The following is a 19,501-nucleotide window of genomic DNA, read 5'->3' as shown; positions in this document are numbered from 1 at the left end:
GCGAGCACGGTTTCCATCCCCTTTTTCACCATCCGCTTTCCGAATCGTAAGGTTAAAAGCCGCGCCGGTTACCGGTTTAACGCCGCGTCTTCTTCTTCGATCCGGCGCAGCCGTTCAGCTACTTTTTCCGGTGTAAGGCCGTGTTCTTTTACATATAAATTATTTGGCACGGTGCGGCATTCATGCGAGCAGCTCCGCATATATTTATGTTCATTTTCTTCCGAGCATAAAAATTGCTTGTTGCAGGCTGGGTTGGCGCAGTTGACATAACGTTCGCACGGTTCCCCCGTAAAATAATCCCGGCCGACAACGACATGTTCCTTTCGGTTGACCGGAACGGAAATCCGTTCGTCAAATACATACAGTTTGCCGTCCCACAGCTCTCCCTGCACTTCCGGATCCTTTCCGTATGTCACAATCCCGCCGTGCAGTTGGCCGACATCTTCAAACCCTTCTTCCAGCAGCCAGCCCGAAAATTTTTCACAACGGATGCCGCCGGTGCAATACGTCACAATTTTTTTGCCTTTTAATTGATCCTTATGTTCGCGCACCCATTCCGGCAGTTCGCGGAAAGTGCGGATATCCGGGCGCAATGCCCCGCGGAAATGCCCGAGATCATACTCATAGTCATTGCGCGCATCCAGTACGACGGTATCTTCAGCCAGCAGCGCCTCGCGAAATTCTTTCGGAGACAAATATTTCCCCGTTTTTTCATTCGGATTGATGTCTTTTTCAAGCCGCAGCGTAACAAGCTCCTTGCGCGGGCGGACGTGCATTTTTTTAAACGCATGGCCGTCTGCTTCATCTTCTTTGAAGACCATGTCCCGGAACCGGGGATCTGCGTGCATCTTTTCTTTATATTTGGTTGTTTGTTCAACCGTTCCGGAAACAGTGCCGTTGATCCCTTCTTTGGCAACGAGGATACGCCCCTTTAAACCGGTCTCTTTGCAAAACTGCAAATGTTCAGCTGCAAAGGCTTCCGGATTTTCAATTTCAACATACTTGTAATACAATAAGACTCTGTACGGCTTTGTTTGTTCCATTATCGATAACCACCTATCCAATTATATTTGCAAGATATAATGCAGGCTTTCAGGTTACACTGTCTCTTACAAACCACCATTTTACCAAAAGCCCGTTTGCATTTCAAAATTTTCACTGTGAAAACAGAAGAAACGAAATCATTTATCAATCCTGTTTGATGCGTTATACTTGTTCAGACAGGAATAAAAGAAAGGTGTTATGCAATGAAATCGCTTGTACTCGCCGAAAAGCCGAGCGTCGGGCGCGAACTTGCGCGCGTCCTCGGCTGCACGGAAAATAAAAAATGTTATATTGAGGGGCCGCGCTATATCGTGACATGGGCGCTCGGCCATTTGATCGAACTGAAAATGCCGGAAGATTATCATCCGAAATATAAAGAATGGCGCATGGAAGACCTGCCGATTCTTCCGGATAAAATGGAAACCAAAACAATCCGGCAGACATATCCGCAATATAAAGTGATCGAACAGCTCGGCAAAAGAAGCGACATCAAAGACTGTATTATCGCAACCGATGCCGGGCGCGAAGGCGAACTTGTCGCACGCTGGATTCTGGAAAAAATGCGCTGGAAAAAACCGGTAAAACGGTTATGGATATCTTCCCAGACCGACAAAGCGATTAAAGACGGGTTCAAGCAATTAAAACCGGCAAAGCAGTATGACAATCTGTACCGCTCCGCCGTCTGCCGCAGCGAAGCAGACTGGCTGATCGGGTTGAACGTGTCCCGCGCTTTAACCGTGAAATACAACGACCCGCTCTCCGCCGGGCGCGTGCAGACGCCGACATTGGCGATGGTGCTCGAGCGCGAACGGGAAATCCAGTCTTTTGTGCCGAAAAAATACTGGACCATTGAAGCGCTCGCCGGAAAACTCGAAGTGTCATATGACCATAACGGCGAGAAACGGATATTTGATGAGCAAAAAGCAAATGCCATACACGCGGCTTTATCCGGGCAGACTGCCGTTGTAACACAAGTGATCCGCAAACAGAAGCAAGAGCAGCAGCCGCTCCCTTACGACTTGACGGAACTGCAACGCGACGCCAACCACCGCTTCGGTTTTACAGCAAAGAAAACATTGAACGTGCTGCAAAACTTATATGAACAGCATAAACTCGTTACCTATCCGCGCACCGATTCGAAATATTTGACGAAAGATATGGAAAACACGATGTACGACCGGCTGCTTGCGGTGAAAGATGCGTACAAAGAAGAAGTTCAGCCGGTCCTTTCCCGGAAAGGCAACATACTGGCCAAACGTGTCATCAATGATGCAAAGGTGACGGACCACCATGCGATTATTCCAACGGATGAACGCCCGGCCTTGCCGGATTTATCTGCCGATGAACGGAAAATCTATGATCTGATCGTAAAACGGTTCCTTGCGCTGTTCTACCCGGTTTATGAATATGAAACCGTCCAATTTAAGCTTCAAGCAGGCGGAAAAACCCTGGCCGGGCGGACAATGGCCGTGAAAAATGCCGGGTTTACCGCTGTTTTGCACCATGAACAGGAACGGGAAAATACGGCGCTGCTTTCGATCAAAGAAGGAAAAACATTTAAGCTGGAACAAATCCGGCTCAGCCAGCATCTAACCGAAGCGCCGAAACGGTATTCCGAAGCGGATATTCTTTCCAGGATGGAAAAATACGGGCTCGGGACGCCGGCAACACGCGCCGATATCATTGAACGGCTCGTCTCCTCCGAAACGATCAGCCGTGAGTCCGGCCGCCTTGTGCCGACACCGAAAGGCAAGCAGCTGATCGACCTTGTAAATGACGAGTTGAAATCGCCGGAACTGACCGCAAAATGGGAAGAACAGCTTGAAGCGATTGCCCGCGGAAAAGGCAACCCGAAGCAGTTTTTGGAAACCATCCGCCGGGAAACCGTACGCCTCGTCCGTGAAATCCGGACGAGTGACAAAAAATACCGCGCCCACAATTTAACGGGAACGAAATGCCCGGAATGCGGTTCCCTTATGAAAGAAGTAAACGGCAAAGACGGGAAAAAGCTTGTCTGTTCAAACCGGGAATGCCGGTTTACAAAGCGGAAAAGCCCGAAACTTTCCAACCGACGCTGCCCGACCTGCCATAAAAAGATGGAGATTCATCACGGCAAATCCGGCGTGTATTTCCAATGCCGCCACTGCAATATTGTCCAAAAAGCGGACGAAAAGAAAAAAACTTTGTCAAAACATGAAGAAAAGAAATTGCTGCAAAAATACACAAAGAAAGAGGAAAGTTTCGGCAACAGCCTGGCAGATGCTTTAAAAGCCGCCTTGGAAAAAGAATAGATTGGATGTTTAAAAAAGCCCGGCCAAGCCGGGCTTTTTTATAAACATTTTCGCGGCCAATACGGGCAATTCGGCCCCTGAAAGCGCGCCATGCCCCATGTTTCAACACGGCCGGAAAAAATTTGAACAACATGGAAATGCATATCCATTCACTTTTTAACTTTCTTATAATATAATTAAATTATAGATGTTTGTACCGGTTTTTCTCCTCTGTTATAAAAACCCGCTTTTTCTCATCTGTTTGTATCGGGAGCGTCCTTCATTATAAATGTATTTTTCGTTCTCCGGTTCAGGGAAAAATCCTAGGCTTTGGCAAACGCTGCTCTTAAAGGAACGGCTCATGTATGCGTATAATGTACATTTTTTCACAAAAATACTTGGAAAGGGGATAAAGTAAAGTATGGAAGAAACTGCAAAAACATATGCATCATTCAGGCAGAAGAAAAATAAGTGGGCGGTACTTGGCCAGCGTTTTATCTTTGTCAGCCTCGGCGCAATGATTATGGGGGTTGCCCTCGAGCTGTTCCTTGTCCCGAATCAGATTCTGGACGGCGGCATCACCGGCATCTCGATTATCCTCTCCCACCTTGCCGGCTGGAAACTGGGCCCTATTATTTTCATCTTAAACCTCCCATTCTTTTATATCGGGTACAAGCAAATCGGAAAAACTTTTGCCTTGACCACCCTTTACGGCATCTCCGTCATGTCGGTGACAACCGTCCTGTTGACCCCCGTAAAAGTGTTTACGGATGATTTGCTGCTGTGTACGGTTTTCGGCGGCATTATCCTTGGCATCGGCGTCGGCCTTGTAATCCGCTGGGGAGGCTGCCTTGACGGAACAGAAGCGCTTGCCATTCTATTAAACAAAAAGCTTCCTTTCTCTGTCGGTGAAATTATACTCGGCCTCAATCTCTTCATTTTTACCTGTGCCGGCTTTGTGTTCAGCTGGAAATATGCCATGTATTCGGTCATTACCTATTTTATCGCCACAAAAGCAATCGACGTGGTTGTACAGGGGCTGGATGAATCCAAATCGGTATGGATCATCAGCGACGAGATGTATGACATCGGCGAAGCCATTATGGCCCGCCTCGGACGCGGAGTAACCTATCTGAACGGGGAAGGCGCTTATACAGGAGACAATAAAAAAGTTATTTTCTGCGTCATCACCCGCCTTGAAGAAGCAAAATTGAAATCAATTGTAGAAGAATTTGACGAAAGCGCCTTTATTGCGGTTGGAAACATATCGGAAGTGCGCGGCGGCAGATTTAAGAAAAAAGATATTCACTAACGGCGTAAATGAGGACTGTCCATCCGGGCAGCCCTGTTTATATGCACATATAACTTTTTCCATTTTCACGCTGTCCGGCCATACTCCCCTTCCCTTAAATTAGGATTCTTTCGCAGTGTATGGTAAAATGATGATTACGATTGTAAAACAGATAAATTTAAAGTATACTTTGTACTGATCTCTTTAAAGTGAGTGAATAGCTTTGATTCAAAACATCATCGATTTTGTAAATGATCCGGCCGTCTGCACGCTGTCATTTTACGTACTGGCAGCAGGTTTTCTTTATCTCAGCCGGTTTGTGATCAGGCCGGCAGCGTTTGTTGAAGCAAGGCCCGCCGCCATCATGCAGGATTTTACTGTACACACCCGCCCGGCTGCGGAATGCCGGTGCAATTTCTTTACGGTTTGGATTTTAAGTTGTGTCAGAATACGGACATATCCTTCTGAGGATCCTGATCCGGAACCGGATTTAACGCCGGCCGGAGAGGGCAGGATTTGTGCAATATACTGAAGGAGGATATTTCATGAAAAGATTTTTCAGCTTCACATTGGTTTTAAGTGGTTTATTGTTCGTTTTGAGCGCATGTTCAAATACAAACGGCGGGCACAGCGGTGGATTTTTCCATCATTATTTTGTTGCCCCGTTTTCAATTGTCATTAAAGCAACGGCCCAGCTGCTTCATGGCGATTACGGGATTGCCATTATTGTTTTGACGTTAATCATCCGGCTGATTCTTATGCCTTTTATGCTGCATACATTCAAAAAAACGCAAATCATGCAGGATAAAATGAAAGTTTTGAAGCCGGAAATGGATAAGTTGCAGGCAAAAATCAAAACGGCAAAAACGAAAGAAGAACAGGCAAAGCTTCAGCAGGAAATGATGGGGCTGTACCAAAAGCACGGCGTTAACCCGCTGAATATGGGATGCCTGCCGATTATCATCCAAATGCCGATTTTAATGGGATTTTATTATGCGATCCGCGGCTCGAAAGAAATTGCGACCCACTCCTTTTTATGGTTCAATCTCGGACAAGTGGATATTCCGATGGCCATTCTCGCCGGTGTCATTTATTTCATCCAGGCCCAGATTTCCCTGATCGGGGTCCCTGAAGAACAGAAAAAGCAAATGAAATACATGATGCTCATGTCGCCGATCATGATCCTGTTTGTTTCTTTTTCAGCTCCGGCGGTTCTGCCGCTGTACTGGACGGTGAGCGGGCTGTTTATGATCGGGCAGACGCTGATTCAGAAAAAATTTTACCAGACCCACCCGCCGAAGGAAGAATCAAATTCATAATTGCATCTTGATCGTTTGGTAGTCACTAAAATACAAAAAAAGCGGCGGGGGCACAGTTAATGTGTTCCCGCCGCTTTTTGTTTTTCATCCCCGGATTTCCGGGGATTTTTTATGCCGGTTTACTTCTGTTCAGCAACTGCCTCGTTTTCCTCCGGCTCGTGTTCATTTTGTTCCATTTCCTGATGCGGTTCTTCCGTATTTGCTGTATCATTCACAAATTGATACAGCCCGCGGTCCGGTTTGCGGATGCGCGGATCGAGTTTTTCGACGGATTTCATAAAAGAGGTCATATTAGCGATTTTAAAGCCGGTTTTTTCTTCGATCATCCGCTGCAGTTCAGCCCCTCTGATCGGTTTCGAAACCTCTTTTAATATTTGGATGGCCTCTTCTCTCATCTTGCCCGACTTGCTTCTTCTTGACGGCCGCGATTTCCGCACCTTTCTTTCTTTCGTAAGGACTTCGCCGCCGGAGGTTTCCGGCGGGACGGACGCAAGCGTATTAAAAGATACATATTCCGGTTTGCCGGATGCTGCTTCTGCCTGCTGACCTTCTTTTTCATCCAGCTCCCTTAATCTTTTAAAAATATATTCCCGTTCTTTTTGAAATTCCTGTATAACCCGGATCTCAGCGTCTTCCAGCTGCTCCAGGCGGATTTTTAGTGCCATTCTCTCATTAATCGTCAATTTTATCCCTCGTTTCTTAAAATGTATGTATATATAGATTATAATATGAAACTAGTAAAATAAAAAGATAAAATAATTATTTTTTGTTAGAAAATTAGTAGCGAATAATTATTCATAAAGGAGCATGTCGAATTTTTGCGGTTTTCCACGAAATATATTCAAATTATTCGAATGATTTCTATTGCACCTATTTTTTAGATTTAGTATAATATTGATGTAAGCGCTGACAGACTGTCGCGCAAAGCAAGTGTATAAGGAGGCTTGTCTCCTTGAAATTAACATAAACGGAGGGGTTGAAATGGAACAATTAACCGTGCAGTTGGATGAAAGGGTTCAGCATTTCCTTCAGGGCAAAAAGAAGATGTTCATTAGCGGGCAATTTGTTGAAAGCGCATCCGGCAAAACATTTGACACGCCGAATCCGGCTACCGGCGAAACGCTGGCTACGGTCTATGAAGGGGATAAACAAGATATCGGCCTTGCCGTACAAGCCGCCAGAAAAGCATTTGATGAAGGCCCATGGCCGCGGATGAACCCTGCCGATAGAAGCCGGTTAATGTATAAATTGGCGGATCTGATGGAAGAGCACCGGGAAGCGCTGGCACAGCTCGAAACGCTCGACAACGGGAAACCGATCCGCGAAACGGCAAATGCCGATATTCCGCTTGCCATTGAACATATGCGGTATTATGCCGGCTGGACAACGAAAATCACCGGCCAGACCATTCCCGTAAACGGCCCTTACTTTAACTATACCCGCCATGAACCGGTCGGGGTTGTCGGGCAAATCATCCCTTGGAACTTCCCTCTTTTAATGGCAATGTGGAAAATGGGCGCCGCGCTTGCGACCGGCTGCACGATCATTTTAAAACCGGCTGAACAAACGCCGCTTTCCGCCCTTTATTTGGCGCAGCTGGTGAGCGAGGCCGGCTTCCCGGATGGCGTCATCAATATTGTGCCGGGCTTTGGGGAAACTGCCGGGGCCGCCCTTGTCGACCACCCGCTTGTGGATAAAATTGCCTTTACCGGTTCCACTGAAGTCGGGAAACTGATCATGGCCAATGCCTCGAAAACGCTAAAACGGGTCACGCTCGAACTTGGCGGAAAATCCCCGAACATTATTTTGCCGGATGCCGACTTATCGAAAGCGATTCCTGGCGCTTTAAACGGCGTAATGTTCAACCAGGGGCAAGTATGCTGCGCCGGTTCGCGCGTTTTCATTCAAAAGAAACATTTCGATAATGTCATTGCCGATATGGCCTCCCACGCCCAGTCAATTAAGCAGGGCTTCGGGCTGAATAAAGATACGGAAATGGGGCCGCTTGTTTCAGATGAGCAGCAAGCGCGCGTTTTGAATTATATTGAAAAAGGGCTTGATGAAGGGGCGGAAATTGTGACAGGCGGAAAAAAACCGCGTGAAGAAGGCTTCTTTGTTGAACCGACGATTTTTGCAGATGTCCGTGATGAGATGACGATCGCCAAAGAGGAAATTTTCGGCCCAGTCATTGCGGCAATGCCTTACGAATCCCTCGATGAAGTAATCAGCCGCGCCAACAACAGCGAGTACGGGCTTGCGGCAGGGGTTTGGACGGAAAATGTGGCCAATGCGCACTATATTGCAAACCGTCTCCGGGCGGGAACGGTTTGGGTCAACTGCTACAATGTGTTTGATGCTGCTTCCCCGTTTGGCGGTTATAAACAATCCGGCATCGGGCGCGAGATGGGTTCCTACGCGCTCCAAAACTATACGGAAGTCAAAAGCGTCTGGATCGCCAATCCTTAAAGGGCGGTTAAAAAGAAAAGCATCGGCAAAACCGATGCTTTTCTTTCATGCTTTTAAGATTCCAGCAGCAAATCTTCAGGATTTTCAATTAATGTTTTCACCGTTTTCAAGAAACCGACAGCATCTTTTCCGTCAATGACGCGGTGGTCATAGGAAAGCGCCACGTACATCATCGGGCGGATTTCAATCCGGTCCCCATCGACTGCAACCGGGCGTTTTTGAATGGTGTGCATGCCGAGGATGCCAACCTGTGTCCCGTTGATAATCGGCGTTGAGAACAACGAGCCAAAGACGCCGCCGTTTGTAATCGTAAAGGTTCCGCCCTGCAGATCGCTTAATGCAAGTTTATTATCACGTGCTTTTTGGGCAAATGCAGCAATATCCGCTTCAATTTCCGCGAACGATTTCCGGTCGCAATCCCGGACAACCGGCACGACAAGCCCTTCTTCCGTGGATACCGCAATGCCGATATCATAATATTTTTTCAAGAGCAGCTCATTGCCCTGAATTTCCGCATTGACATACGGATATTTCTTCAATGCCGCAACCACTGCTTTTGTAAAGAACGACATAAAGCCGAGACGGATGTCATGATCTTTAACGAACTGTTCTTTTTTTCGCTTTCTTAAATCCATGACGGCCGACATATCAATTTCGTTGAATGTCGTCAGCATCGCCGTTGTCTGTGTCACTTCAACGAGCCGTTTTGCGATCGTCTGGCGGCGGCGTGACATGCGGATTCTTTCAACCGGTTTGCCGGCTTCTTCTGCCACAGCTTTGCCGGCTGCAGGTTTTTCCGGTGCTGCCGGCGCTTTTGCCGCAGCTTGCGGATTGAAGGTTTCCACATCTTGTTTCCTTACCCTGCCAAGCGGATCCACTGTCGGCACTTGCGATAAGTCAATGCCTTTTTCACGTGCCAGTTTGCGGGCAGCCGGAGAAGCAACCGGGCGGCTTTCGCTTTCTTCCTGAGCCGGCTTTGGCTGCTCCGGGGCAGGCGCTTGTGTTTGCGCCAGCGCCTGTGCTTGTGCCGGTTGCGGTGCTTCCGCTTCTTTTGGCGGCGCGGAAGGCGTTGCGTTGTTTTCCCCTGTTCCTTCGCCGACAATCGCAATGACATCGCCGACTTGGACTGTGTCCCCTTCTTCAAAAAGGAGGGACTGGACGACGCCTTCTTCTTCCGAAATGACTTCTACATTTACTTTATCTGTCTCAAGTTCTACAATATATTCCCCTTTATCTACATGGTCCCCCGGATGTTTCAGCCATTGTGCAATGGTTCCTTCCGTGATGGATTCTGCCAGTTCAGGCACTTTAATTTCAGCCACAACACTTGTCCTCCCTTAAAAGTATCACTTTTTTTATATCAAAGCCTCCTCCTTCATCTTCCGAGCAGCGCGGGCTGCAGGATGAAGCGGGCAAAGCAACGGTTATTTTGCGCATAGGAAGCCCCCGCCCCTTGGGAAGGAGCGAGCCGCCGTTTAAGGGCGGGTAATGGCTTCAGTCAGAATTATGTTTTGTTCTTTTTTATGGACGACCGGGTCGCCTTCCGACGGGCTTGACCTTCTCGGCCGGCCGATGTATCGGATTTCTGCTCCCTGAGGCGCCAACTTTCTTAAATACGGTTCAACAAAAGACCAGGAACCCATATTCTCCGGCTCCTCCTGCATCCATACAATTTCTTTCGCGTTTTTAAAGCGCGCGAAGATTTCCTTCAATTCCTGTTCAGGGAAAGGATAGATTTGCTCGACCCTTACCGTATGCAGCCAGCTCATATCCGCACCGTCCAGCTTTTCTTCCAAGTCTACAGCCACTTTCCCGCTGCAAAGCAGGATTCTTTCGACTGCACCCGTATTTTCCGTATCCGGGCCTTCCAGCACGGTGTGGAATTTGCCATCTACCAGTACAGACGGCTCTACAGATGCCAGCGGGTGGCGAAGCAGGCTTTTTGGCGTCATGAGAACGAGCGGGCGGATTTCTTCTTTTGCCAGCCATTTTGCCTGCCTTCTTAAAATATGGAAGTATTGGCCGGCTGTCGAGACATTCGCCACTGTCCAGTTGTTTTCCGCTGCCAGTTGCAGGAAGCGTTCCACCCTGCCGCTTGAATGTTCAGGGCCTTGCCCTTCGTATCCGTGCGGCAGCATCATGACAAGCCCTGATTTTTGCCCCCATTTTGCCCTGCCGGATGAAATGAACTGGTCAAACATGACCTGTGCCATGTTTGCAAAATCGCCGAACTGGGCTTCCCAAATGACGAGCGTATCCGGCGAAAAGACGTTATAGCCGTATTCAAACCCGACAACGCCGGCTTCGGTCAGCGGGCTGTTATAAATGGCAAATGAAGTTTGAACGCCGGACAGATGATGGTGCGGAATATATTCTTCCCCCGTCTGTTCGTCGTGCAGGACGAGATTGCGCTGTGCGAACGTGCCGCGCTGTGTATCCTGGCCGGTAAACCGGATCGGCACGCCATCTTTTAAAATGGCTGCAAACGCGAGCGCTTCCGCATGGGCCCAGTCAATTTTCCCTTTGCCGTCAAAAACGTGTTCGCGGCGTTTCAAAATCCGCGCCAGTTTTTTAAAGACGTGGAAGTTTTCAGGCCAGGCGAGCAATTCAGCATTCCAAGCCCTCAGTTCCTGTTCCGGCACCCCTGTTTTCATGCTCAAATAGCCTTTTTTCACATTTTCTGGGGGCTCCATGGCCGTATCGGGTTCTGCTTCGCCGTCTGGCACTTTTTCGTAAGCCGCCTGCAGTTTTTTCTGAACGGCTTCATCAATCGTTTTAACCTCTTCGGCTGTCAGGACGCCTTCTTTTACAAGCTGTTCACCGTAGATGGCCCTGACCGTCGGATGATTGTGCACCGCATGGTACATTACCGGGTTGGTTACCATCGGTTCATCCATTTCATTATGGCCGTAGCGGCGGTAGCCGACCAGGTCGATCACAAAGTCTTTATGGAATTTTTCGCGGTAAGCATAAGCAAACAGCGCCGCCTGTACGCATGCTTCCGGATCATCCGCATTCACATGGAGGATCGGCACTTCATAGCCTTTTGCCGGATCAGAAGCATATTTTGTTGACCTCGAGTCGTATGTTTCGGTCGTAAACCCGATATTGTTATTGGCGATGATATGGATGGTCCCGCCTGTCCCGTATCCGTTCAGCTTGCTCATATTCAGCGTTTCTGCGACAATGCCCTGCCCCGCAAATGCGGCATCCCCGTGGACAAGAATCGCAAATGCGCGGTCCGGATCGCGGTCCGGATAGCCCGCTTTGTTCCGGTTATCCTGCGCGGCACGTGTATACCCTTCGACAACAGGGTTGGCAACTTCCAGATGGCTTGGGTTGTTGGCAAGCACGATACGCGCGCCGATCGGACCGCCGTTTTGCCCTTTTCTGTCCGCGCCGAGATGGTATTTAACATCGCCGGTCCATCCGTACGTAATGCCGATCGATCCTTCGGAAGGGATTAAATCTTTATTGGAAGCATGCTTAAATTCCGCAAAAATGAGCTCGTATGGTTTTTCAAGAATATGGGCAAGCACATTGAGTCGGCCTCTGTGCGCCATGCCGATATTAACGGTTTTCACACCCGTTTTGACCGCTTCCATAATCATTTGTTCCATCAGCGGAACGAGCGCATCAAGCCCTTCAATGGAAAAACGCTTCTGCCCGACAAATGTCCGGTGAATAAATTTTTCAAATCCTTCCACATCTGAAAGGCGTTTTAAAATCCCGATTTTCTGTTCCCGGCCGAGTTCGCGGAAAAAGCTGCCCGATTCAACTGTCCGTTGCAGCCAGTGCTTTTCTTCCATGTCATGAATATGGTCAAACTCAAAGGCGACTTTTTGGGTGTACACTTCTTTTAAATAATTGATGGCATCAAGCCCGTTTTTGACCCTTTTGGGTGCATCCGGGCAAATAAAGGATGCCGGCACTTTTTTCAAATCTTCTTCGGTTAAATCAAATTCTCCCAGTTCAATTCTTCTGACATCCCCAACAGGTTTTTGGAGCGGGTTGATATCCGCTGCGAGATGGCCAAAAGTCCGGATATTGTCCGCCAATTTGACAGCAGCGACCATTTTGCTGAAAATCGTCGGGTTTGCCGGCAATTGGAAAGAAATATCCGCCTGCCCCTGTGTCAGGCTCCCGCCTTCGGAAACAGCGGGCGCGCCCCACTGGTCAAATACTTTTCTCGCCTCTTCGTCGATGCTGTCCGGATCTTCCAGGTATTGTTCATATAAATCCATGACATACCCAAGATTAGGCCCGGAAAAACTTTCCCAAAATCCCTTTGGTGTAGTTGCATTCATTTTGAAAAACCTCCAGCTCTTCGTCCCTTATTCACTTTCGTATGGTTTCGCCTGGCGGATGCCAAAACGGAACCAAGAAATTATGTAACGATAAAGAATTTTGAAAGCTGTAACGCTTACAAACTCAATTTTAGCACTGTAAGCGTAATAGATAAAGTTAAAAACTCTTATTTTTAAAAATTTGCATGAATAGTGATTCATTCTGTTTTTTCCCGGAAAGTGCTGCTGCATTAGCCTCACCCGATTGTTCAAAACCGCATATTTTATGATATCCCCGTTGCAGAAAGGAGCAGAAAAATGTTCCCATGGAAAACGTTTCCGTTTACCGAAGAGATCTTCAAGATGATGAATATGCCGTTTCCACCTGTACAGGAACATATAAACCAAGCCCTTTCTCAATGGGACGAATGGGGGAATGCGTTTAAAAAGGGGGACGGGAATGGACCGGCGGCCTCTTCCCCGGATGCAGGCGCCCCGTCTATAGAAGTATTTGAAACACTGGATTTTATTTTTATCCGCGTCCCTGTCCAGGAGGAAAGCATGCTCACCGGCTTAAAAATCTTCCACACTTCTCTTCAGGTCATGTTAAAATCATTCCCAAAACCGGACGCGGAACAGGTGATACGGCTGCCTTCCCCGGTGCGCCGGAAAGGGACGACCGCAAAATACCGGGACGGCATCCTGGAAATCCGGCTCCTGAAAAAAAGTGAACATGAAATGACAGAAGTCGGCATAGATTTTTAACAGCCCGGCCCTCTGGATAAAACTTACAGTTGGTTCCATACGTATAGCTCCCGGTTATTTTGCGGATCAAAAAGGTTTATCCTTTTGGAAACGGGCGAAAGGCGGGCGCGGTTTCCAGGCACAGGCAAAACACGGCCCTCCCCTTTTCTTTAAAAGAAAAAGAACGTTTCATTTTTTCGAAACGCCCTCTTTTCCGCCTGTTTTTTGTTTTGCGGCAAGGGGGAATGTAAACCGGATTTCGGTCCCTTTGCCAACCTCGCTTGCTGCTTCTATCGTGCCGGAATATCCTTCTGTCAGTTGTTTGGCAATAGCAAGCCCGAGCCCGTTCCCGCCTTTTGCGCGGCTTCTTGCTTTATCCACCCGGTAAAAGCGGTGGAAAATTTGCGGCAAATCTTCTTTCGGGATCCCGATGCCGTAATCTTTTACCGTTAACACGGCCCTCCCCTTTTCCTGCTTGAGACGGATATCGACTTTGTAAATGCGGTCGGAATATTTTATCGCATTATCAAATACAATGATCAGCACCTGCTCAAGATGGTTCTCGCTCATCAGGATTTCATAGGCCTGTTTGGGATCATATTGAAAATTGAAATCGAATTGCTGGTGGATCATTTTAAAATTGCGGATCACCCTTTCTGTGACCGCCAAAAGATCTGCTTTTTCCTCATTGGCCAATATTTTGGCTTCTTCCACCCGGGAAAGATCGAGCAGTTCCTCCACCAGTTTTTTCATTCTGCTTAATTCCTGAAGCGAGGCCTGGAGCGACTCTTCAAGAATCGCAGGGTCATTTTTTCCCCAGCGGTTTAACAAATTTAAGTGCCCTTCCATTACTTGCACGGGGGTCCTTAATTCATGGGAAGCATCCTCGACAAACCGTTTCTGCTGCCGGAACGACTGTTCAATCTGGTCCATCATATCGTTAAAAATATTGGTCAGTTCCCCCATTTCGTCTTTGGAGGCGCTTGGCTCCATCCGTTCCTGGAATCCTTTTTTGCGAATGCTTTGCATGGTGGAAGAGAGTTTTTTCAACGGTTTGAGGAAATTTTTTGCCATCATAAACCCGAGAAAAGCACTCAAAAGCAAGCCCACACATCCGGCGACCATCATGACAAACAGAACATTCCGCATTAAATTTTCATACCGGTATAAAGGATAGATCACTTCAATATAGCCGTTGAACGACTGGGAGCGGAACGGGCTCCTTCCGACTAAAATTTGATGATTGCCCGCGCGGATCAGGCTGACCCGTTTTTCGTTCACCGGCATAAACGGCACTTTTGCATCGGTAGAATGAATGCTTTTTACGACAAGCATTTCCTTTCCTTCCGCATTGATGATCCGGATCGACTGGTCTTTTTCCAGCACCTGCTGAAAAAGCGTCCGGTTCGATAAAATGTCATCGATGTTTTCCCCCTTGTTGTTCAAATCATCCAGCGCCTCGGATACCGAAGTCGCTTCTTCATGCAATAGCCATCTACTGATTAGTGTATACTGGAAAAATCCGAAAATCAGAAACGTTAAAAAGATCGCTACACTTGCGCCGACGGACCATTTCACTTTCAAGGAACTTTTTTGCAGCCAGTGTTTTACCGCCCTCATTCGCGCATCACATATCCTGTTCCCCGCACTGTCTGGATATAGCTGTCTTCGCCTTCTGTATCAATTTTATTGCGCAAGTACCGGATGTACACATCGACGACATTCGTTTCGACCTCGGTTTCATATCCCCATACTTTGTTCAGGAGCGCTTCACGGGTCATGACAATATTTTTATTTTCCAAAAGCGTAAGCAGCAAATCGTATTCCCGCTTTGTCAATTCAATGGTTTTCCCTGCCTTTTTAACAAGCCGGCTTTCTTTTTCCAGCACAAGGTCACGAAACTTGTACGTTGTTAGCGCTGCTTTTTTGGGCTCGGCGTACTCCATCCTTCTGAAAATGGCTCTCAGCCTTGCGAGCAATTCTTCAATCGCAAATGGTTTGACAATATAATCATCCGCCCCATGGTCAAGCCCGGATACACGGTCCATAATGCTGTCCCGAGCGGTAATCATGATGACCGGTGTTTCTTTTTCCTGGCGCAGGCGGCGGCATACTTCAAGGCCGTTCAGTTTCGGCAGCATTAAATCAAGGAGAATCACATCCCAGTCCTCCTCCAAAGCCGACTGCAGCCCTTCCCGTCCGTCATACGCCACTTTCACTTCGTATCCTTCATGTCTTAACTCCAGCTCAATAAAACGGGCCAGATTTTTTTCATCTTCCACCAATAATATCCGTTTCATGACGATTCCCCCTCGAAGTTCTTTTGCCGGAACTCTTTCTTTTCCGCTGCCCTTATTATAGCTCCGGACAGCGCATGATCAAGGAGAATCCGCTTTTTCTTATATGCTAACCGAATGAAAAGAAAAAGATATGAATGGTTTGTTAAAAAATGATGAGAAAGAAAACCCGTTTTTTCCATTCATAAATGTCTCCGGTTCGGCAGATAGTAAAGAAGAGTGCTGACATTGAGAAGAAGAAAGGAAAATACAGACAATGGATCATTTGACAACGAACACACCTTTATCCGATAAAAACAATGAAATCCATCAAAAAAGATGGGCGATTGTTGCATTATCTTCCATTCCCCTGATTATGACACTGGGGAATTCGATGCTCATCCCGGTCCTTCCCCTCATGGAGGACAAACTGGGCATCTCCAAAGTCCAATCCAGCTATATTATCACCTTTTATTCAATTGTCGCCATTTTCCTTATCCCGGTTGCCGGATTTTTATCGGACAGATACGGCCGAAAAATGGTCATTATCCCGTCACTTGCGATTACGGCTATAGGAGGGGCGATTTCGGCATACGCGGCCTGGCAACTCGATCACCCGTATTCCCTTATTTTGATCGGCCGGACTTTGCAGGGCGTCGGGACGGCCGGCGCGGCACCGATCGTTTTGCCGCTTGTCGGCGATATGTTCCACCGCAACCGGGATGTGAGCACCACCCTCGGCATTATTGAAACGGCCAATACGTTTGGAAAAGTATTGAGCCCGATTCTCGGATCCTTCCTGGCAGGATTGATCTGGTTTTTGCCTTTTGCGGCCATCCCTGTCTTTTGCCTGATCTCTATCCTGTCTGTTTTGTTTCTTGTCAAAAGGCCGGCACACGAAAAACAGGGGCCGGGAATCAAAGCATTTATAGGGAATACGAAAAAGGTGTTCCGCCAGCACTGGCGCTGGCTGGCGTCCGTATTTGCGATCGGGGCCATCGTGATGTTTATTTTGTTTGCGGTGCTGTTTTATTTGTCGTCCAATCTGGAAGACCAGTACGGCTACCATGGCGTGAAGAAAGGGTTTATTTTGGCCGTCCCGCTCGCGGCATTGTGCCTTTCTTCCTTTATAACCGGGAAAATCATTAAAGAAAACATGGTACTGATGAAATGGATTATTTTCTCCAGTGTGCTCATTACCGGAGCCTCCGTGCTCGTGATCACTTTTTCGGACCGTTTTTTCTATTTAATCGGGACCTTTCTCATTTGCGGAATCGGAATCGGCGCCTCCCTTACGCCGTTGGATGCGCTGATTAATCAGTCGATTGAAAAAGAAGTCCGCGGGACGATCAGCGCCATTTACAGTTCTATGCGCTACATCGGCGTGGCGGCAGGTCCGTTATTTATGGCCAATTTTATGAAAGGGCGGGTTGAGATCAGCATGGTGATCATGGCCGGTTTCTGCCTGGTGGCGGCAGGACTTACATTTGCGGCGGTGAAACCGGACAAATCACGTGCTAAAGCCTCTTCCCCTGCTTAATTGCGGAGTCGTGCGATTTCAAGCATTTGTAGCGCCTTTTTGTTTCAGGTAAACTGATGATAAAGGAAGTGAAAGAAAGAAGGGAATGTCTTGGGTGAAAACAGACCATTTAATCGGTTAATTCATGAAAAATCGCCTTATTTGCTGCAGCACGCCCGTAATCCGGTTGACTGGTATCCGTGGGGCGAAGACGCTTTTGCGAAAGCGAAGCGGGAAAACAAGCCGGTTTTTGTTTCCATCGGCTATTCGACCTGCCACTGGTGCCATGTGATGGAGCGGGAGTCTTTTGAAAATGAAGAGGTGGCGCGGATCCTGAATGAGAAATTTGTGGCGATTAAGGTGGACAGGGAAGAGCGGCCGGATATTGATGCCATTTATATGCTTGTTTGCCAAATGATGACCGGGCAGGGCGGCTGGCCGTTGAGCGTATTTTTGACGCCGGAGAAGGTCCCTTTTTATGCCGGAACCTATTTTCCGCGGGAAAGCCGGTATGGGATGCCCGGTTTTAAAGAAGTGTTGCATTATTTATCCCAACAATACACCGAAAATCCGGACCGGATCAAGGATGTAGGCGCACAAGTCAAACAGGCGCTCAAGGCAAGCCGGAAAAAAGGGGGGCAAACGGCTTTAACGAAAGAAACGGCCGGGCGCGCTTTCCAAACTTACAAGCAGGCTTTTGATCCCCGCTATGGCGGTTTTGGCAGGGCGCCGAAATTTCCAATGCCGCATTCACTTGTATTTTTACTCATGTATGCCAAATTTTATGAAAACCGGGATGCGCTTGCGATGGCAACAAAAACATTGGACGGGCTGGCGCGCGGGGGAATTTATGACCATATTGGTTACGGTTTTTCCCGCTATTCCGTTGATGAAAAATTTTTGGTGCCCCACTTTGAAAAAATGCTTTATGACAATGCGCTGCTTGCACTGGCCTATACCGATGCTTTCCGGATGACGAAAAATGCCCGGTACAAAAAAATAACGGAAGAAATCATCAAGTATGTGCTGCGTGATATGGCCCATCCGGATGGCGGATTCTATTCCGCGGAAGATGCCGACTCGGAAGGCGAGGAAGGAAAGTTTTATGTGTGGACGCCTAAAGAAGTAAAAGATGTGCTGGGGGAACAGTTGGGCACGCTCTTTTGCCAGGCATACGGCATTACCGGGCAGGGAAATTTCGAAGGAAAAAATATTCCGAACCAGATTACAACCCATTTGGAAACAATTGCAAAAAAGGAAGGGTTTTCTCCTGCAGCGCTGGCGGAAAAATTAGAAACGGCACGGCAAAGCTTGTTCCAGCACCGGGAAAAACGGGTGCGCCCGTTCCGCGATGATAAAATTTTAACGGCATGGAACGGCTTAATGATTGCAGCACTCGCAAAAGCGGGGCGTGTTTTTTATCAACCATCTTATGTGCAGGCTGCAGAAAAAGCGGTTTCTTTTATAAGGGACAACTTGATCCAAAATGGCCGGGTAATGGTAAGATACCGCGATGGCGAAGTAAAAAACAAAGGTTTTATAGACGAATATGCCTTTCTCCTGTGGGGATATATGGAACTGTATGAGTCCACTTTTGCCCCTTTTTATTTGGCGGAAGCAAAAAGACTGGCCGGCAATATGATTGATTTATTTTGGGACGGACATGGAGGAGGCTTTTTCTTTAGCGGAAACGACGATGAGCCATTGCTCGTCAGGCAAAAGGCGTCTTATGACGGGGCACTGCCTTCCGGGAACAGTGTCGCAGCCTGCCAATTGTTAAGGCTGGCGAAACTGACCGGGGATTTTACGTTGGAAGAAAAAGTCCAGCAAATGTTTCAGGCCTTCAGCAAGGTTATCCATGATGATCCCAATGCCCACGCCATGATGATGCAGGCAGTGATGTACGCACAGCAGGCAACGAAGGAAGTGGTGATCGTTATGGATGATGAAACAGAAAAAGCTGTTGATTTTATCCGCCATATTCAGGAGAATTTTCACCCCGAAATTTCCTTCATGGCAGTAAAAAGGCGCGAAAAGAAGAAACTCTCCAAAATCGCCCCTTTTATTGAAGATTATGCCATGATAAACGGGCAACCAACCATTTATGTCTGTGAAAACTTCAGCTGCAATCAACCGACAAACGATTTTCAAACTGCCAGGGATTTGCTCTTTAAAAAATGATTGAAAACATGCCTGTTGAAAACCATAAAAGAAGCCGGAATGATGCATTCACGATATGCTTTTTCCTGGCACAAAAAACAAACCCCGGTTGCATTCCACCGGGGT

14 protein-coding genes are annotated in these 19,501 nt (G+C 47.7%); 8 read left to right on the top strand and 6 right to left on the bottom strand.

The features are described 5' to 3' along the window. Positions 1-68: 68 nt before the first annotated feature. On the bottom strand, positions 69-1,043 hold the full coding sequence (gene trhO, locus NSQ19_RS06335) for an oxygen-dependent tRNA uridine(34) hydroxylase TrhO (protein WP_013859237.1): 975 nt from the start codon (positions 1,041-1,043) through the stop codon (positions 69-71). A 204-nt stretch (positions 1,044-1,247) separates the two neighbouring features. On the opposite strand from trhO, the gene NSQ19_RS06330 reads away from it, so the two are divergent. From NSQ19_RS06330 to yidC, 4 genes are all read left to right on the top strand, one after another. After that, the gene (locus tag NSQ19_RS06330; protein ID WP_340702578.1) at positions 1,248-3,335 is read left to right on the top strand and encodes a DNA topoisomerase III; all 2,088 of its coding nucleotides are present in this window, start codon (positions 1,248-1,250) and stop codon (positions 3,333-3,335) included. Positions 3,336-3,735: 400 nt separating this feature from the next. Next, the gene (locus NSQ19_RS06325; RefSeq protein WP_340702577.1) at positions 3,736-4,626 is read left to right on the top strand and encodes a YitT family protein; all 891 of its coding nucleotides are present in this window, start codon (positions 3,736-3,738) and stop codon (positions 4,624-4,626) included. Positions 4,627-4,828: 202 nt separating this feature from the next. Beyond that, the gene (locus NSQ19_RS06320) at positions 4,829-5,137 is read left to right on the top strand and encodes a hypothetical protein (RefSeq protein ID WP_017554079.1); all 309 of its coding nucleotides are present in this window, start codon (positions 4,829-4,831) and stop codon (positions 5,135-5,137) included. A gap of 13 nt (positions 5,138-5,150) precedes the next feature. Beyond that, positions 5,151-5,924, top strand: a complete 774-nt coding sequence (yidC, locus tag NSQ19_RS06315; RefSeq protein ID WP_207368806.1) for a membrane protein insertase YidC — start codon at positions 5,151-5,153, stop codon at positions 5,922-5,924. A 119-nt stretch (positions 5,925-6,043) separates the two neighbouring features. On the opposite strand, the gene NSQ19_RS06310 is transcribed toward yidC, so the two are convergent. After that, positions 6,044-6,607: a Rok-like winged helix domain-containing protein gene (locus NSQ19_RS06310; RefSeq protein ID WP_340702576.1), complete on the bottom strand. Its 564-nt coding sequence runs from the start codon at positions 6,605-6,607 to the stop codon at positions 6,044-6,046. A 298-nt stretch (positions 6,608-6,905) separates the two neighbouring features. Here NSQ19_RS06310 and NSQ19_RS06305 point away from each other — a divergent pair, with 298 nt between their 5' ends. After that, positions 6,906-8,390: an aldehyde dehydrogenase family protein gene (locus tag NSQ19_RS06305; RefSeq protein WP_340702575.1), complete on the top strand. Its 1,485-nt coding sequence runs from the start codon at positions 6,906-6,908 to the stop codon at positions 8,388-8,390. A 53-nt stretch (positions 8,391-8,443) separates the two neighbouring features. On the opposite strand, the gene odhB is transcribed toward NSQ19_RS06305, so the two are convergent. Continuing rightward, positions 8,444-9,712, bottom strand: coding sequence for a 2-oxoglutarate dehydrogenase complex dihydrolipoyllysine-residue succinyltransferase (gene odhB / locus NSQ19_RS06300; RefSeq protein WP_207368805.1), 1,269 nt, complete (start codon positions 9,710-9,712; stop codon positions 8,444-8,446). A gap of 153 nt (positions 9,713-9,865) precedes the next feature. Beyond that, on the bottom strand, positions 9,866-12,697 hold the full coding sequence (locus NSQ19_RS06295; RefSeq protein WP_013859230.1) for a 2-oxoglutarate dehydrogenase E1 component: 2,832 nt from the start codon (positions 12,695-12,697) through the stop codon (positions 9,866-9,868). A gap of 297 nt (positions 12,698-12,994) precedes the next feature. On the opposite strand from NSQ19_RS06295, the gene NSQ19_RS06290 reads away from it, so the two are divergent. Then, positions 12,995-13,441, top strand: coding sequence for an HSP20-like chaperone (locus NSQ19_RS06290; protein ID WP_202622498.1), 447 nt, complete (start codon positions 12,995-12,997; stop codon positions 13,439-13,441). A 168-nt stretch (positions 13,442-13,609) separates the two neighbouring features. Here NSQ19_RS06290 and NSQ19_RS06285 read toward each other — a convergent pair whose 3' ends face one another. Beyond that, the gene (locus NSQ19_RS06285) at positions 13,610-15,040 is read right to left on the bottom strand and encodes a HAMP domain-containing histidine kinase (protein WP_061566207.1); all 1,431 of its coding nucleotides are present in this window, start codon (positions 15,038-15,040) and stop codon (positions 13,610-13,612) included. Continuing rightward, positions 15,037-15,720: a response regulator transcription factor gene (locus NSQ19_RS06280; RefSeq protein ID WP_014098436.1), complete on the bottom strand. Its 684-nt coding sequence runs from the start codon at positions 15,718-15,720 to the stop codon at positions 15,037-15,039. The genes NSQ19_RS06285 and NSQ19_RS06280 overlap by 4 nt, the downstream gene beginning before the upstream one ends. A 253-nt stretch (positions 15,721-15,973) precedes the next feature. Between NSQ19_RS06280 and NSQ19_RS06275 the strand changes: the two genes are divergently transcribed. After that, positions 15,974-17,236 (top strand): MFS transporter, encoded by a 1,263-nt coding sequence (locus NSQ19_RS06275; protein WP_340702574.1) that lies wholly within the window; start codon positions 15,974-15,976, stop codon positions 17,234-17,236. A gap of 90 nt (positions 17,237-17,326) precedes the next feature. Beyond that, positions 17,327-19,396 carry a thioredoxin domain-containing protein gene (locus NSQ19_RS06270; protein ID WP_340702573.1) on the top strand — a complete coding sequence of 690 codons (2,070 nt, stop codon included), beginning with the start codon at positions 17,327-17,329 and terminating at the stop codon, positions 19,394-19,396. Positions 19,397-19,501 lie beyond the last annotated feature (105 nt).

This window comes from Weizmannia sp. FSL W8-1119 (genome assembly GCF_038008605.1).
GTDB lineage: Bacteria > Bacillota > Bacilli > Bacillales > Bacillaceae_C > Weizmannia > Weizmannia coagulans.
This window is presented reverse-complemented; position numbering and strand designations above follow the sequence as displayed.

Coding starts and splice junctions, on each gene's coding strand:
- trhO (WP_013859237.1), bottom strand. CDS start 1,043: ATGGAACAAACAAAGCCGTACAGAGTCTTATTGTATTACAAGTATGTT.
- NSQ19_RS06330 (WP_340702578.1), top strand. CDS start 1,248: ATGAAATCGCTTGTACTCGCCGAAAAGCCGAGCGTCGGGCGCGAACTT.
- NSQ19_RS06325 (WP_340702577.1), top strand. CDS start 3,736: ATGGAAGAAACTGCAAAAACATATGCATCATTCAGGCAGAAGAAAAAT.
- yidC (WP_207368806.1), top strand. CDS start 5,151: ATGAAAAGATTTTTCAGCTTCACATTGGTTTTAAGTGGTTTATTGTTC.
- NSQ19_RS06305 (WP_340702575.1), top strand. CDS start 6,906: ATGGAACAATTAACCGTGCAGTTGGATGAAAGGGTTCAGCATTTCCTT.
- NSQ19_RS06295 (WP_013859230.1), bottom strand. CDS start 12,697: ATGAATGCAACTACACCAAAGGGATTTTGGGAAAGTTTTTCCGGGCCT.
- NSQ19_RS06290 (WP_202622498.1), top strand. CDS start 12,995: ATGTTCCCATGGAAAACGTTTCCGTTTACCGAAGAGATCTTCAAGATG.
- NSQ19_RS06285 (WP_061566207.1), bottom strand. CDS start 15,040: ATGAGGGCGGTAAAACACTGGCTGCAAAAAAGTTCCTTGAAAGTGAAA.
- NSQ19_RS06280 (WP_014098436.1), bottom strand. CDS start 15,720: ATGAAACGGATATTATTGGTGGAAGATGAAAAAAATCTGGCCCGTTTT.
- NSQ19_RS06275 (WP_340702574.1), top strand. CDS start 15,974: ATGGATCATTTGACAACGAACACACCTTTATCCGATAAAAACAATGAA.